This is a genomic window from Streptomyces sp. NBC_01384 (assembly GCF_045040035.1).
Taxonomy (GTDB): Bacteria; Actinomycetota; Actinomycetes; order Streptomycetales; family Streptomycetaceae; genus Streptomyces.
This window is the reverse complement of record NZ_CP109559.1, coordinates 5,698,691-5,712,857: the sequence shown is the minus strand read 5'-3', so window position 1 is coordinate 5,712,857 and position 14,167 is coordinate 5,698,691. Positions and strand designations below refer to the sequence as shown.

At 69.0% G+C, this 14,167-nt stretch carries 15 protein-coding genes; 8 read left to right on the top strand and 7 right to left on the bottom strand.

The genetic code is table 11. The features are described 5' to 3' along the window. Positions 1-2: 2 nt before the first annotated feature. Positions 3-2,759: a bifunctional YncE family protein/alkaline phosphatase family protein gene (locus OG747_RS26365; RefSeq protein ID WP_405881867.1), complete on the top strand. Its 2,757-nt coding sequence runs from the start codon at positions 3-5 to the stop codon at positions 2,757-2,759. A 610-nt stretch (positions 2,760-3,369) separates the two neighbouring features. On the opposite strand, the gene OG747_RS26360 is transcribed toward OG747_RS26365, so the two are convergent. The 5 genes from OG747_RS26360 to OG747_RS26340 form a co-directional block, all read right to left on the bottom strand. Next, the gene (locus OG747_RS26360) at positions 3,370-3,543 is read right to left on the bottom strand and encodes a hypothetical protein (RefSeq protein WP_405881865.1); all 174 of its coding nucleotides are present in this window, start codon (positions 3,541-3,543) and stop codon (positions 3,370-3,372) included. Positions 3,544-3,620: 77 nt separating this feature from the next. Further along, positions 3,621-4,607 (bottom strand): hypothetical protein, encoded by a 987-nt coding sequence (locus OG747_RS26355; protein ID WP_405881864.1) that lies wholly within the window; start codon positions 4,605-4,607, stop codon positions 3,621-3,623. Between the two features lie 96 nt (positions 4,608-4,703). Then, positions 4,704-5,186 (bottom strand): hypothetical protein, encoded by a 483-nt coding sequence (locus OG747_RS26350; protein ID WP_405881863.1) that lies wholly within the window; start codon positions 5,184-5,186, stop codon positions 4,704-4,706. A 143-nt stretch (positions 5,187-5,329) separates the two neighbouring features. Beyond that, on the bottom strand, positions 5,330-5,476 hold the full coding sequence (locus OG747_RS26345) for a hypothetical protein (RefSeq protein WP_405886100.1): 147 nt from the start codon (positions 5,474-5,476) through the stop codon (positions 5,330-5,332). Between the two features lie 71 nt (positions 5,477-5,547). Continuing rightward, positions 5,548-5,904 (bottom strand): SsgA family sporulation/cell division regulator, encoded by a 357-nt coding sequence (locus OG747_RS26340; protein WP_405881862.1) that lies wholly within the window; start codon positions 5,902-5,904, stop codon positions 5,548-5,550. 183 nt (positions 5,905-6,087) lie between these two features. On the opposite strand from OG747_RS26340, the gene OG747_RS26335 reads away from it, so the two are divergent. From OG747_RS26335 to OG747_RS26305, 7 genes are all read left to right on the top strand, one after another. Beyond that, positions 6,088-7,173, top strand: a complete 1,086-nt coding sequence (locus OG747_RS26335) for an energy-coupling factor ABC transporter permease (RefSeq protein ID WP_405881860.1) — start codon at positions 6,088-6,090, stop codon at positions 7,171-7,173. A gap of 1 nt (position 7,174) precedes the next feature. After that, positions 7,175-7,936, top strand: a complete 762-nt coding sequence (gene cbiQ / locus OG747_RS26330) for a cobalt ECF transporter T component CbiQ (protein WP_405881859.1) — start codon at positions 7,175-7,177, stop codon at positions 7,934-7,936. Beyond that, on the top strand, positions 7,924-8,739 hold the full coding sequence (locus tag OG747_RS26325; RefSeq protein WP_405881858.1) for an energy-coupling factor ABC transporter ATP-binding protein: 816 nt from the start codon (positions 7,924-7,926) through the stop codon (positions 8,737-8,739). The genes cbiQ and OG747_RS26325 overlap by 13 nt, the downstream gene beginning before the upstream one ends. Before the next feature lie 27 nt (positions 8,740-8,766). Beyond that, a complete protein-coding gene (locus tag OG747_RS26320) occupies positions 8,767-9,246 on the top strand; it encodes a MarR family winged helix-turn-helix transcriptional regulator (RefSeq protein WP_405881857.1) in 480 nt (159 codons plus the stop codon). A 176-nt stretch (positions 9,247-9,422) separates the two neighbouring features. Next, positions 9,423-9,899, top strand: a complete 477-nt coding sequence (locus OG747_RS26315) for an organic hydroperoxide resistance protein (protein ID WP_405881856.1) — start codon at positions 9,423-9,425, stop codon at positions 9,897-9,899. 73 nt (positions 9,900-9,972) lie between these two features. Beyond that, positions 9,973-11,142, top strand: a complete 1,170-nt coding sequence (locus tag OG747_RS26310; protein WP_405885675.1) for a serine hydrolase domain-containing protein — start codon at positions 9,973-9,975, stop codon at positions 11,140-11,142. Between the two features lie 89 nt (positions 11,143-11,231). Then, on the top strand, positions 11,232-12,728 hold the full coding sequence (locus OG747_RS26305) for a metallophosphoesterase (protein WP_405881855.1): 1,497 nt from the start codon (positions 11,232-11,234) through the stop codon (positions 12,726-12,728). A gap of 305 nt (positions 12,729-13,033) precedes the next feature. Here OG747_RS26305 and OG747_RS26300 read toward each other — a convergent pair whose 3' ends face one another. Together OG747_RS26300 and OG747_RS26295 are read right to left on the bottom strand one after the other, a co-directional pair. Then, a complete protein-coding gene (locus tag OG747_RS26300; RefSeq protein ID WP_405881854.1) occupies positions 13,034-13,294 on the bottom strand; it encodes a DUF397 domain-containing protein in 261 nt (86 codons plus the stop codon). After that, entirely contained in the window at positions 13,291-14,136 is an 846-nt protein-coding gene (locus tag OG747_RS26295) for a helix-turn-helix domain-containing protein (RefSeq protein WP_405881852.1), read from the bottom strand. Before OG747_RS26295 ends, OG747_RS26300 begins: the two co-directional genes overlap by 4 nt. Between the last annotated feature and the right edge of the window lie 31 nt (positions 14,137-14,167).

Genomic DNA, 14,167 nt, shown 5'->3' with positions numbered 1-14,167 from the left:
CCATGCAGGTAACACGGCAGCGCCGGGTTAACGAGAAGGAGCAGTTCAACCTCTTCGGCAGACACGTCGGCCGCCGGGCCATGCTGGTGACGGCGGGCATCGCGGTCGCCCTCGGCGTCACGGGCACCGCGGTCGCCTCGACGTACCAGTTCGGCACCCGGCAGGTCGCCCAGGACACCCCCAACGGCCAGGTCATCTCCAGTGACCAGTACATCAAGCCGTACGGCAGCCGCACCGTCATCAACGACGGCAAGATCATGTCGTCCACGGTCAGCCCGGACGGCAGCCACCTCGCTGCCTCGGTCGCCGACGGGGACGCGGCGCTGGTGATCACGGACCTCTCGACCGGGCAGGTGAAGCAGCGCGTCGGCACCAAGGCGGCGGACGACCTGCGCATCCAGAGCGCCTCCGTCGGCCAGGAGGGCCCGACCTACTCGCCCGACGGCTCGCAGCTGTGGCTGGGCCAGACCGACGGCTACACCAAGTTCACCGTCGGCGCGGACGGCACCCTCTCCAACCCGGTGACCGTCGCCATCCCGGCCGACGGCACCAAGCACGCACTGGTGGGCGCGGCGGTCTTCTCGGCCGACGGCTCCACCGTGTACTCCGCGGTCAACGGCCAGAACCGGGTCGTCGCCATCGACGCGGCGACCGGAACCATCAAGCAGAGCTGGGCCGTCGGCAACGCCCCCCGCGGCATCGCCCTGGTCGGCGGCAAGCTCTACGTCAGCAACGAGGGCGGGCGCCCGGCCGAGGCCGGCGACACCACCATCAACTCCTACGGCACCGACGTGCCCGCCGACGCCGACACCGGTGCCAGCACCACCGGCACCGTCAGCGTCATCGACACGACGGACCCGTCCGCCGCCGTCGGCAGCATCGACGTCGGTCTCCACCCGACCGCGGTGTACGCGAAGAAGGGCGCGGTGTTCGTCACCAACACCGCCGACAACAACGTGTCGGTCGTCGACACCCGCAAGGACAAGGTCGTACAGACCATCGCCACCCAGCCGTGGCCGGAGGCGAAGGTCGGCTACGAGCCGAACGCCGTGACGCTCACCGACGACAACCATCTGCTGGTGACGCTCGGGCGCGCCGACGCGGTCGCCGTCTACCGGTACAAGTCCCCGCAGGAGCCCGCCAGTTACGTCGGCCTGCTCCCGACCGACTACTTCCCCTCGGAGATCGCCACCGTCGGCAAGAACGTGGTCGTCTCCAACACCCGCGGCATCGACGCCCGCCGCCCCACCACCAGCACCGGCCACGGCACCCACGACACGACGTCGAGCCTGACCCAGTTCACGCTGCCCGACGACAGCGTCATCAGGGCCCAGACGGCCAAGGTCTTCAAGCAGAACGGCTGGACGCGTGGCTCGGTCCTGACGGCCAAGGGCAAGAGCTACGCCACGCCGCTCCCCGTCCCGGTGCGGCTCGGCGACCCCTCGACGATCAAGCACGTCTTCCTGCTCGTCAAGGAGAACCGGACCTACGACCAGGTCTTCGGTGACCTGCCGCAGGGCAACGGCGACTCCTCGCTCACGCAGTTCGGCGAAAACGTGACGCCGAACCAGCACGCGCTTGCCCAGCAGTTCGGGCTCTACGACAACTTCTACGACGTCGGCACGAACTCCGCCGAGGGCCACAACTGGTTGATGCAGTCGGACAACCCGGAGTACACCGAGTCCTCCGCCGGTGAGTACCAGCGCAGCTACGACACCGAGGACGACGTCCTCGGCCACCAGAAGTCCGGCTTCATCTGGACCGGTGCGCAGGCGGCCGGCAAGTCCGCGAAGGACTTCGGCGAGTTCCAGTCGCTGGAGACCAAGCCGGCCGGCGCGACCTGGCAGAACCTGTACTGCGACAGCAAGAACATGGCCGCGACCGGAGCGCAGACCGCCTACCCCATCAAGACGGGCTCGGCGATCCCCTCCCTCAACAACGTGTCGGTGCAGGGCTTCCCGCTGTTCGACCTCAACGTCCCGGACATCTACAAGGAACAGATCTGGAAGCAGGACTTCGAGAAGAACGGTCCGGCGAACCTGAACATGTTCTGGTTCTCCAACGACCACACCGGTGGCCCGGCGAACGCGTCCGCCGAGGTGGCGGACAACGACCTCGCGGTCGGCAAGATGGTCGACGAGATCTCGCACAGCAAGTACTGGAAGGACTCGGCGATCTTCGTCGTCGAGGACGACTCCCAGAACGGCCTCGACCACATAGACGGCCACCGTGCCCCGGTCCAGATCATCAGCCCCTGGGCCAAGCAAGGCACCGTCGACAACCGCTACTACTCGCAGATCACGATGAACCGCACCATCGAGCAGATCCTCGGGATCCACCCGATGAACCAGAAGGACAGCGCCGCCACCCCGATGTACGGGGCGTTCAGCCTGAAGCCGAACAACACGCCGTTCACTGCCGTGCCCAACCGGACCTCGCTGACCCTCGGTGTGAGCCCCCAGCCCACCTGCGGCTCGGACACCCCGGCGCCCCAGGACACCAAGGCGGCCGCCGCGCCGACGTCCGCCGCGGTGCCGCAGGCCGAGCAGAAGCTCGCGGCCGAGTGGAAGACCTGGGCCTCGCACCAGCGGCTGACTGGCCCGCACGCCGTGCCCGACTACGCCAACCCCGAGCAGATGAACCGCTACACCTGGTACCAGACCCACAACTGGACCAAGCCGTACCCCGGCGACAGCAAGGTCTACGCACCGAACGACGTACCCGGCGCCTACATCCCGTCGTCGGAGTCCGACGGCTGACGTAGCGTCATCGCGTCAAGGGTCCCTGGCCGGCGTCACCGTCGGCCAGGGACCCCTTCTGTCGCGAGGAAACGCCCCGCCTCAGAACGCGAGCCATCCGGCCCATCGCCGATCTGTCCTGTCGGACCGAGGCCAGGTCGCGCATGCCACATCTTTGGTCATCGCCCGTTCGACCTGCTGGACTTGGCGCCATGGACACCACAGCTGCCGACCGTCCGTCGGCGACCTACAACCAGTCATCGCCCGCGCAAGCTGCCTCGCCTCAAGGCGAAACGCTTCAACTACCCGCCCCTGATCCATGCCGATCAAACTAACCGACCAGAACTGGTGCAGCAGCAGATCTCAAACGCGCTCTGTGTCCCCAGTAGGGTCAAGGTTGCGTCTGGCGCACATCGAGGTTGGCTCTGTCAGGTGACCAGCCGGTCGCCGCTCGATGATCTGCCGCAGTGGCCTGAACAGCTCGGCCACAGCCCGTTCCCGCTCTCCCCTCCGAGGCGGCCGCAGCAGCCGGATCTCCACCGCGGCGACGTGGCGCTCGAAGGTCTCCGGTCCTCTCGATGCGGTGGGGCAGGGGCCGTCGGGCGTCGGCCGCATCGAACTTCCAAGGGGCTCAGCGGCGGCCTCGCCGGTCCTCGTAGTTGACGAAGTAGCTCACAACAACGAGCACGCCGAAAATCCCCAGGCCGAAGGTGCCGAAGATCGTCCAGATCCCCTTGCCGTCCAACGCAGAGCGCACCCCACCGGCGAGCCCGCCGACGGCCATGCAGAAGCCGAAGACGAGCATCCGTGAACTTTGGGGTCTCAGCCAGTGCCGCAGGTCCGGGCGGCGGCGCCCGCGCGTGGGCGGTCCAGCGGAGTGCGTCATTGATACCTCACCTTTCCCGGTTCCCCCGGGGCGTCCACATGGGTGTCGCCCGGCCCCTTGGGCGCCTCGGGCGTGTAGTAGAAGTCGACCCCCGTCGCGACCACGGCGACCGGCACGCCGAATATCTTCTCCCCGAACTTGCCGATCGTGTTGATGAACGTGGGGCGATGGTGCTTTCCGCGGACGTCGCTCAGGAGCGCGCCCTTGGCGAGGTGCTTGCTGGCCTCGCCGCCGGCCGCGGAGGGGGCGCCGCCGATTGCGCCCTGTATCGCGCCGTTGAGGTCTCCGTGCAGTGCCGCCTCGCCGCCGTCCATCCAGGAGCGGTAACTGAGGAACTCGGCAATGGGCTTGATGGTGCCGCTGCCCCACTTCGAGGGTGGCGTGTACTCCTCCGAGTCCGTCTGGGTCTGCTGGGCCTGCCGGGCGTAGGTCCTCGCGTCCTTGAGGGAGCCGTAGTACGTGCTACCGAACTCATTTTTGTCCTTGGTGAGTTGCCACAGGCCCCAGGAACAGGTCGAGTCCGCTTCCGCCGCCCGGCCGATGATCGCATCGATGCGCTCCTGCAGGGCGTCGAAGTCGTCCTGAGTCACCACATACTCGGGATCCCCGTGCGACATGCGCTGGGGCTGGACGCTACGGCTCAGCGTGCCGTCGGCATGGATCGTGATGCCTGCGGGCGGATTCTCGCAGAGATCCTTCAGGTCGTTCCTCGCCGCCTTGATCTTGTCGTGCGCGGAACTCAGCAGGTTCCCGATGCTCTCCGCTTCGGTGACGGCGTCGGTGAACTCGTCCGACACCCGGACGACGAACGGCTTGGTGACGGAGGCGTTCTCGCCCTTCCACTCGGTGCCCTGGGCCAGGATGCGCATGCTCCCGGCCTCTTTGGCGACTTTGTTCAGCAGGGCCGCCATGGCGGCCCAGTCGTCGGCCGCCGACTGCAGCGGTGAGAGATTGGCGTGGAGAAGTTCTTCGAAGGTCGGCACCGGCCCCCCTGTCGTTCCCGGCGTCGCCGCCGGCGTTTTCCGGAGGGTTCCCGGTCCGCTTCGGAATCCCTCCGCCCCGCACACACTGACCAGACGTCACATGATGGGACCGTCCGCCTTCGGCACGTGGGGCGCGTCGGAATCCGCGGTGGGCGGTGGCACGTCCAGGTACTCGGAGATCTTGGAGACCTTCATCTGCGCGGCGATGAAGTGGTCGTCCTGCTTCGACGACTTCACCGAGTAGTCGAGATGGTTGGAGATCTGAGCGCAGGCATCGACCAGCACCTGAAGCTGCCCCTGCCAGCCCTCTTCGGCCTTGGCCAGTGCGGCGCCCATGTCGAACCCGTCGTTCTCCAGGCTCTTCGCGGCGGCCTCGGTGTGCGACTGGGCGTGCGTGCCGGCGCTCGACAGGTGCTGGTGCAGCAGGAACGCGGCGTGCCCGATCTTCCCCATGTCGTCATACTTGACGATCAGGTCCGCGCCACCGGGCGACGGCCCGCCGGGATCCATGCTGGGCACACTGTCCAGCCGCATCTGGGCCTTCGCCTTCAGCTCCGCCCACTCCTGATCGAACGACATGTTTTCACGCCCCCGATATCGTTGATCGAGCAAGGCTACCCCTGAAGACGCATCCAGAGATTGCTGGCAGCGATAGAAGGGCGTCAAGGGGAGTGCGGCCGGCCTCAGTGAGCTGTGCAGCTCACCACTCCTGCCCTCTCTGGCTAGTCCAGCGGGTTCGGCTTGATGTCCACCCGGTCGGTGTCGAACCCCCTGCCCTTCCTCGTCGGCGGGCGGACGACCACCGCTTCGGGGCGCCGCAGATCGCGGCGGCCGGGCTGCTGGTGGTGGGGATCGGGCTGATGCTGCACGCGGGTCAGCCGGTTGCATCGGCTTCTGTCAGCTTGACGGGTGTGTTCGACGGGTGTGTTTGACGGGTGTGTCAGCGAGCCACCGGCGCAGCCGCCATATACGTGCGGCGCAGGAAGCGGATCAGCGTCTTCGAGTCGAACTGCACGACCGCCACCCCCTGGGATGAATGGAACTCCACGATCGCCTGCACCCGACCGCACGGCCACACGCTCACCTCGCCGCTGCTGACCGGGCCCCGAAGCCCCTTCTCCAGCAGCTCGCGGGAGAAGACCCACTCATGGGGGCCGGGAAGTGTCATGTGCACTCGGCGAGGGTCGTCTTCGGGGTCGTATCGAAGGGCTACCGGAACGGCCGGGTGCTCGTCGTCGAAGGAGTCGTTGGTGTCGGTGACGATGTGGGCGCGCGCGTACTGTTCGACGGCATACATGAACCCAATCCTTACGCTGCGTTACCTGTCTGGAATCTTTGAATCCGTCGCCTTTCCAATGTCGCACATTTCGGAGAAATCGCCCGCGGATCACTCCTGTCTCCGGGTTCCCAGGTCGTCCCCCACTATTCATGGGTGACTCGCTCTTGCAAGTTATTCGCAACAAGGCATTATCATCGAACGGTGCATGTGCCTGACGGATTCATCAACGCCCCGGTCTCCGCGGTCACCGGCGTGGTCGCCGCCGGTGCCATCGCCGTGAGCCTGCGCGGCGCCCGCCGCGAGCTTGGGGGCACCTCCCGCTCGAACGAAGCCGAGAGTGGGGGAGAGAAGACCGCGCCGCTCGCCGGCCTGGTCGCCGCCTTCATCTTCGCCGTGCAGATGCTGAACTTCCCGGTCGCGGCCGGGACCAGCGGACATCTGCTCGGCGGCGCGCTCGCGGCGATACTCGTCGGCCCCTTCACCGGGGTCCTCTGCGTCTCCGTGGTTCTGCTGATGCAGGGCATCCTCTTCGCCGACGGCGGCCTCACCGCGCTCGGCGTGAACATCACGGACATGGCGATCGTCACGACGGTCGTCGCGTACGCCGTCTTCCGGGGTTTGGTGAAGGTACTGCCCCGCAAGAGGCGCTCCATCACCGTCGCCGCCTTCGTCTCCGCGCTGCTGTCCGTCCCGGCCGCCGCCGCCGTCTTCACCCTCATCTACGCCCTCGGCGGCACCACCGATGTCCCGATCACCAAGGTCGCCACCGCGATGATCGGCGTGCACGTCCTCATCGGCATCGGCGAGGCCACGATCACCGCCCTCACGGTCGGCGCGGTCATCGCCGTACGACCGGATCTCGTGTACGGGGCGCGCGGTCTGCGGCAGCGGCTCAAGCTGCGGGTGGGCGGCGAGCTGGTCGACGCGCCCGCCCCCGCCCTTCCCGTCGCCGCCCGGGCCTCCCGCCGCAAGGTGTGGGCGGTCGGCCTCGTCACCTCCCTCGTCCTCGCCGGTTTCGTCAGCTTCTACGCCTCCTCCAGCCCCGACGGCCTGGTGAAGGTCGCCAAGGACCAGGGCATCGACAAGAACACCAAGAAGCACCACACCGGGGACTCCCCGCTGGCCGGGTACGGCGTCAAGAACATCTCCGACGCCCGGCTCTCCGGTGGCCTCGCGGGCGTGATCGGCGTCGGCGTCACGGCCGTCGCGGGCAGCGGGATCTTCTGGGCGGTGCGCAGGCGCCGTACGGCCGACGCCTCGCCCGCCTCCCTCCCCGAGGGCGTCTGACGTGGGCGCCGGTCACACCCACCGGCTCTACCGGCAAGGCCACTCGCCCGTGCACGCCCTGCCCCCGCACACCAAACTCGCCGCGGCCTTCGCCTTCGTCGTCGTGGTCGTGTCCACCCCGCGCGAGGCGATGTGGGCCTTCGCGCTGTACGCCGCGCTCCTCGCGACGGTGGCGTACCAGGCCCGCGTACCGGCCGCCTTCCTGCTCAAGCGGCTGCTGATCGAGATCCCGTTCGTCGCCTTCGCCGTGCTCATGCCGTTCGTGGCGGAGGGCGAGCGGGTGGACGTCCTCGGCCTGTCCTTGAGCGTGAACGGTCTGTGGGGCGCCTGGAACGTCCTCGCCAAGGGCACCCTCGGCGTCGCCGCCTCCGTCCTCCTCGCCTCCACCACCGAACTGCGTGAACTGCTCCTCGGACTCCAGCGGTTGAAGCTGCCCCCGCTCCTCGTGCAGATCGCCTCCTTCATGATCCGGTACGGCGACGTCATCACGGACGAGATGCGGCGGATGCGGATCGCGCGGGAGTCGCGCGGCTTCGAGGCGCGGGGTGTACGGCACTGGGGCGTCCTCGCGAAGTCGGCGGGCGCGCTCTTCATCCGCTCGTACGAGCGCGGGGAGCGCGTGCATCTCGCCATGGTGAGCCGGGGGTACGCCGGTTCCATGCCGGTCATCGACGAGATGACCGCGTCCCGGGCGCAGTGGTCGTACGCCCTCGCCCTGCCGTTCGCCGCCCTTGTCGTCTGCCTGTTGGGATGGACTTTGTGACACATTCGCCGGAAGTGACACATTCGCTGGGCACCACACCCTCGCGGGACACCACACCCTCGCTGGAGGTGTCCGGGCTCGCTTTCGCCTACCCGGACGGCCATCAGGCCCTCTTCGGCGTCGACTTCACCATCGACCGGGGTGAACGTGTCGCGCTGCTCGGCCCGAACGGCGCCGGCAAGACCACCCTCGTCCTCCACCTCAACGGCATCCTGACCGGCGGCGCCGGAACCGTGACGGTGGCCGGGCTCCCGGTCGGCAAGCGGCACATGGCCGAGATCCGGCGCAAGGTCGGCATCGTCTTCCAGGACCCGGACGACCAGCTGTTCATGCCGACCGTGCGCGAAGACGTGGCCTTCGGGCCCGCCGCCGCCGGAATGAAGGGCTCCGAGCTGGAGGAACGCGTCCGTACGGCCCTGGAGCAGGTCGGTATGGCGGACTTCGCCGACCGTCCCCCGCACCATCTGTCGTTCGGGCAGCGGCGACGGGTGGCGGTGGCGACCGTCCTCGCGATGGAGCCGGAGATCCTCGTCCTCGACGAGCCGTCCTCCAACCTCGACCCGGCCTCGCGCCGCGAACTCGCCGACATCCTGCGGTCGTTGGACGTCACCGTCCTCATGGTCACGCACGACCTGCCGTACGCCCTCGAACTGTGCCCCCGGTCGCTGATCCTCAGCGACGGCGTGATCGCGGCGGACGGGAAGACCGGCGAGCTGCTCTCCGACGACGGCCTCATGCGTACCCACCGACTGGAGCTGCCCTTCGGTTTCGACCCACGCTCTACAGCCATGAGCACTCCATAGCCATGAGTACTCCGTGACAATGGGCGCGTGACGAAACAAGGGGACCAAGAGGACTTCGGGTCGGCCGGGTCGCTGCTCCTCGACGAACAGCTGTGCTTCGCGCTGTACGCGGCCCAGCGCGCGGTGACCGCCGCGTACCGCCCGCTGCTGGAGGAGCTCGGCCTCACCTACCCGCAGTACCTCGTCCTGCTGTTCCTCTGGGAGCGCGGCGAGACCACCATCAAGGAGCTGTCGGGCGCGCTGCGGCTCGACTACGGCACGGTGTCGCCGCTGCTCAAACGGCTGGAGTCGGCCGGGCTGGTCCGCCGTGAGCGCGCGGCGCACGACGAACGCTCGGTGCTCGTCGCGGTCACCGCGCACGGCGAGGCACTGCGGGAGCGTGCGGCGGGCGTCCCGCGGGCGCTGCTGGCGGCGACTGGGCTGGGCGGGGACGAGGTGGCACGGATGCGGGCGGAGCTGTGGGGGCTGGCCGAGCGGGCGGAGGGCGCGGCGGGGCGCGACCGCTGACACTGGCGCTGGCGCTGACCTGCGGCATTTCCGGGCACCTTGGGGTTACCTGCGGTTTCTGCCCCCTGGTGATCACATCTCCCGTACCGGACGGTACCTTGTGCACGATGTACTTGCACACTTCGGTGTTTGGTACGCGCACACTTCTGCGTTTCCGTCCTGGGGGAGATCCCGCCATGATCGATGGCACCACTGCCGAAGGCACCACTGCTGAAGGCACCGTCGTCGACACTCGTCCGACAAAGATCATGTACGTCGCCGAGGCCACCGCGCACGGCGGCCGTGACGGCTATGTCACCAGCCAGGACGGCCAGATCGAGCTGAAGGTCGCGATGCCGCCCGCGCTCGGCGGGGACGGCAACGGCACCAACCCCGAGCAGCTCTTCGCGGCCGGGTACAGCGCCTGCTTCCACAACGCGCTGGTGCTGGTGGGCCGCCGGGCCGGACTCGACCTGACCGGCTCGACCGTCGCCGCGAAGGTCGGCATCGGCCCCAACAAGCAGCGCGGTTACGGCCTCGCGGTCGCCCTGAGCGTCTCGCTGCCCGTCCTCGACCAGGAGGTCGCGACGAAGCTGGTGGATGCCGCCCACGAGGTCTGCCCATACTCGAACGCGACCCGGAACAACATCGAGGTCACAATCCTGCTGGGCTAGGAATCGCCGGCGGTCGGTGGCTGTTGCACCCAGTGTTGACGGTGGTCGGGCAACAGGGAGCGCGGACGTGGACGTGGACGTGAACGGCACAGTGGCCGAGGGCTTCGAGCCGGTCAGGGAAGCGTTCGTACGGAACTTTGACACGCTCGGGGAACGGGGCGCGGCGGTCGCCGTGTACCGGGACGGGCGCAAGGTCGTCGACCTGTGGGCCGGCGTGCGGGACGTGGACGGTGCGGCGGATTCGGCGCCCTGGGAGCGTGACACCGCGCAGATCGTGCGCTCCGCGACCAAGGGTGTCGCCGCCGCCGTACTGCTGATGCTCGCCGAGCGCGGGGAACTGGACCTGGACGCTCCGGTGAGCCACTACTGGCCCGACTTCAAGGCGCGCGGCAAGGAACGGGCCCTGGTCCGGCACGTGCTCGCACACCGGGCCGGGGTGCCCGTGCTCGACCGTCCGCTCACCCTGGCCGACGCGGCGGACCCCGATGTGGCCGCTGCCGCCGTCGCCGCCCAGCGGCCCGCGTGGGGGCCGGGGACCGACCACGGGTATCACGCGCAGACGTACAGCTGGCTGACGGGCGAGCTGGTGCGGCGGGTCACGGGCCGGTCGATCGGCGCGTGGATAGCCGAGGAGATCGCCGCCCCGCTGAGCCTGGACCTGTGGGTCGGGCTGCCGGACGCGGAACGGGGGCGCGTGGGCCGGGTCGCCCAGATCGAGGCCCCGGCGGCGGCCGGTGGTCTGCGGACCCGCCCGAAGCGGACGGTCTCGGAGGCGTACGCGGACCCGTCCTCACTCACCCGGCGCGCCTTCGCCGCGATCACCCCGCAGCCGGACGAGAACGACCCGGTGTACCTGGCCGCGGTCCTCCCCGCCTCCAACGGTGTCGCCACGGCGGAGGGACTGGCACGCTTCTACGCCTCGCTGATCGGGGAGGTCGACGGGGTGCGACTGTTCTCCGAGGGGACGGTTGAGCTGGCCCGCGCCGAGCAGTCCGCGGGCCCCGACCGGGTCCTGGTCGTCAACACCCGCTTCGGGCTCGGCTACATGCTGCACGGCACGGCGTCCCCCCTGCTCTCGCCGGGCTCATTCGGGCACCCCGGCCGAGGCGGCGCCCTCGGCTTCGCCGACCCCGAGACGGGCATCGCCCTCGGCTACGTGACGAACGGCTTCCGCAAGAGCGTGACGGCGGACCCACGGGCGCAGGCGCTGGTAGGGGCGGTGCGGGCGGCGCTCGCGGGCTGAGGCTCGCGGGCTTAAGTTGTCGCGCCCCATACCTGGTGCCGCCCCCGCCACCACGACGGCCGTTCACTGCCGGCGGGCAGCTACCCGGCATGCGCTGCTGCCTCTCCGCTCCCCTCGCCGCCCTGTCGGCTCTCCCCTCCCCCTACGACGTCCTGCGCTCCGGCACTCTCCTCGTCCCCGCCCTGCTGCGGACCGCCGCCGTACGCAGGGGAGGCCGCCGGCACCCCGACTCCCTGGCCGCGGTCAACCTGGAACTGGTCACCCTCGCCGAGGACCACGCCATCATCACCTGGTACACCGGCATACCCGGCACCGAAGACGGCCTCGGTCATCCGCTCCCCGCGGTGACGGAGGGCGAGGTCGTCTACGGCACCCACCCCGCCCGGCTCAACCGCACCGCGGCCGAGGACCGGCCCACCGCACACCACTACGTGGAGCTCACGGACCTGGAACCGGGCCAGACGTACTACTACCGGGCCCGCTCGCGGGGCGTAGCCGCCACACCCACACCACTTCACCTCGTACGCGGCAACGCCGTCGGCACCTCCCTCCACGGCCTCGGCTCCGTCGGCGGCCCGTACTCCTTCACCGCGCCCCAGCCCCCACCCGGCCGCCATCTCCTGTCCATCGCGCTCTGCAACGATCTGCACCTCGGCGAGACCACCGCGGGCCTGGTGGCCGGCATCCCCCTGATACGCGGGGTGTCGCAGGAGCCGGGGCTCGCGCCGTACCCCGAGATCATGAGCCGGGCCGTGGTCGAGGAGGCGCGTCGGCGCGGGGCGGACCTGCTGCTGGCCGCCGGAGACATCTCGGCCGGCGGGGCCCCGCGGGACCTGGCCGAGGCCAGGCGGATCCTGGACGGTTTCGGCACCCACGGACAGGACTACTTCGTCGTACGCGGAAACCACGACCGCCCCAGGCAGCCCGGTGACGCCCTCCACGACGCCTTTCTCGACGGCTTCCGCGACGGTGACGGGCCCGCGTACTTCGCCCGCGACCTCGGCGGGCTGCGGATCATCGGCCTCGACACCTACGAGAAGGACGGCAACGGCGGTGACGCGGGCAGGCTCGGCGCCGAGCAACTCTCCTGGTTCCGGGCCCGGTTGAAGGAGCACGGCGACCAGCCGACCGTGGTGTTCGGCCACCATCCGCTGGCCGTACGGGACTCCGTCTTCCCCATGGGCCGCGGACAGCGCCTCGACCGCCGCCAGGCGCGCACGATCCTCGACGCCTACGCCACCGCCCCCGGCGTCTTCCTCCACCACGCGGGCCACACCCACCGCAACAAACACACCGTCCTGCCGCAGGCCTCGCACGTCACCCAGCAGGAGGTCAGCGCCGTCAAGGACTACCCCGGCGGCTTCTGCTTGCTACGGATCCACTCCGGAGGCTTCGCACTCAACCACTACAAGGCCGCCGACGCCCCGGCCCGCGCGTGGGCCGAGCGCAGCCGCCGGGTGGCCGGGGGCCTGTGGCCCCACCACGCCCTCGGCCGCTCGGTCACCGACCGCAACAGCGTGACCGTCCGCGACCTGTCCGGTGTCGCCGGTTCCGTTACCGGTGTCGTGCTTCCACGGTCCAGGTAAAGGGCGCTGCGCGTCGGCTGCGCCGATCGGCCTTCGGCCGACGGGTGAGGTGGATTGTGTCGCGTGTCCGACGTCGACGGGCGCCCTCGCACCTCGGCGGCACGCCGGGTCGGCTCAGCGGCGGACGGCCGGACGCCTTTGGTGAATCCGGTCGGCGGTGACGCCTCCACCCCGTAGGTGCCGGAAACGGTGAACACTTTCCGCGAAAGTGTTCACGGTTTGCGGGAAGGGTGGTCCCCCGGCAGCGGATTCGCCAACACCATCAGCTTGGCAGCAGACAGCCAGTAGGGGTCCGCACGGTCACCTCACCACTGACGGTTGGACGACGCGTACGTGAGGAAGTCGGCCCAGGTGGTCGCAGCGACGGTGAGGTGAGGGGCGGCGGGGGTCTTTGAGTCGCGGATGCGGATGGTGGTGGGGGCCACGGCTATCTCGACGCAGTCGCCGGCTTCGCCGCTGTCGCTGTGGCTGCTCTTGAACCAGTCGAGCGCCACCTCCACGCAGTCGCCTGGTTCGCCGCTGTCGCTGTAGCTGCTCTTGAACCAGTGGAGTTCCCTGATGCTCATAGTTCTCCCAGCTTCTGCTCGATGAAGGCCAGCGACTCCCTCGGCGTGAGAGCCTGCGCCCGGATCATGCTATAGCGCAGCTCAAGGATCCGAAGATCCCTGGGACTTGAGACCGGGCGGCCGTTGAACGCCCCGTCGGATCGCCCGACCGCCGTGCCGTCCTGAAACTTCAGCACCTCGATCAGGCCCTGCGTCCCGGCGTGCTCCTCCCGGTCGGTCGGCATGACCTGAAGTGTCACGTTCCGCAACCGCGCCACCTCCAGCAGGTGTTCGAGCTGTCGACGTAACACCATCTTCCCCCCGTAGGGGCGTTCCAGCGTTACCTGTTCCTGGACAAAGCCGAGCGTCGGGGCGGGATCCCGTTCGAAGATCACCTTTCGGGCCATGCGGGCGTCGGCCTCCCGCGCCACCACGTCCGCCGAGAGCGCGGGCTGCGTCATCTCGAACAGCGCCTTCGCGTACTCCGGTGTCTGCAACAACCCATGAAGGTTGTGGGTGCGGTACCAGAGCAACTCAACCGCCCGCGCCTCCAGCTTCGCCAGCTCCCGCACCTTCTTCGGATAGCGCGCCTTCTCCGTGTGCATCCGCAGCGCGGTGATCGCCCCGCCCGCGTTCAGCGCCTCGTCGGCCTGGTAGAGGAACTCCGTCCGGGGAATCCGCGCCCCACGCTCGATCTTGCGGATCATGTCCTCGCCGTACCCGATCGCCTCCCCGAAGTCGGCCGCGCGCATCCCCGCGGCCTCTCGATAGAACTTGATGACACCGCCGACGACCTCGATCATCGGCGCCATCTCGTCCCCGGGCTCGATTCCCCAGCCCGCCTCGTCCACGTCTTCACTCATCGCCCACCTCCAACGCGCTCCCGTACCCGTA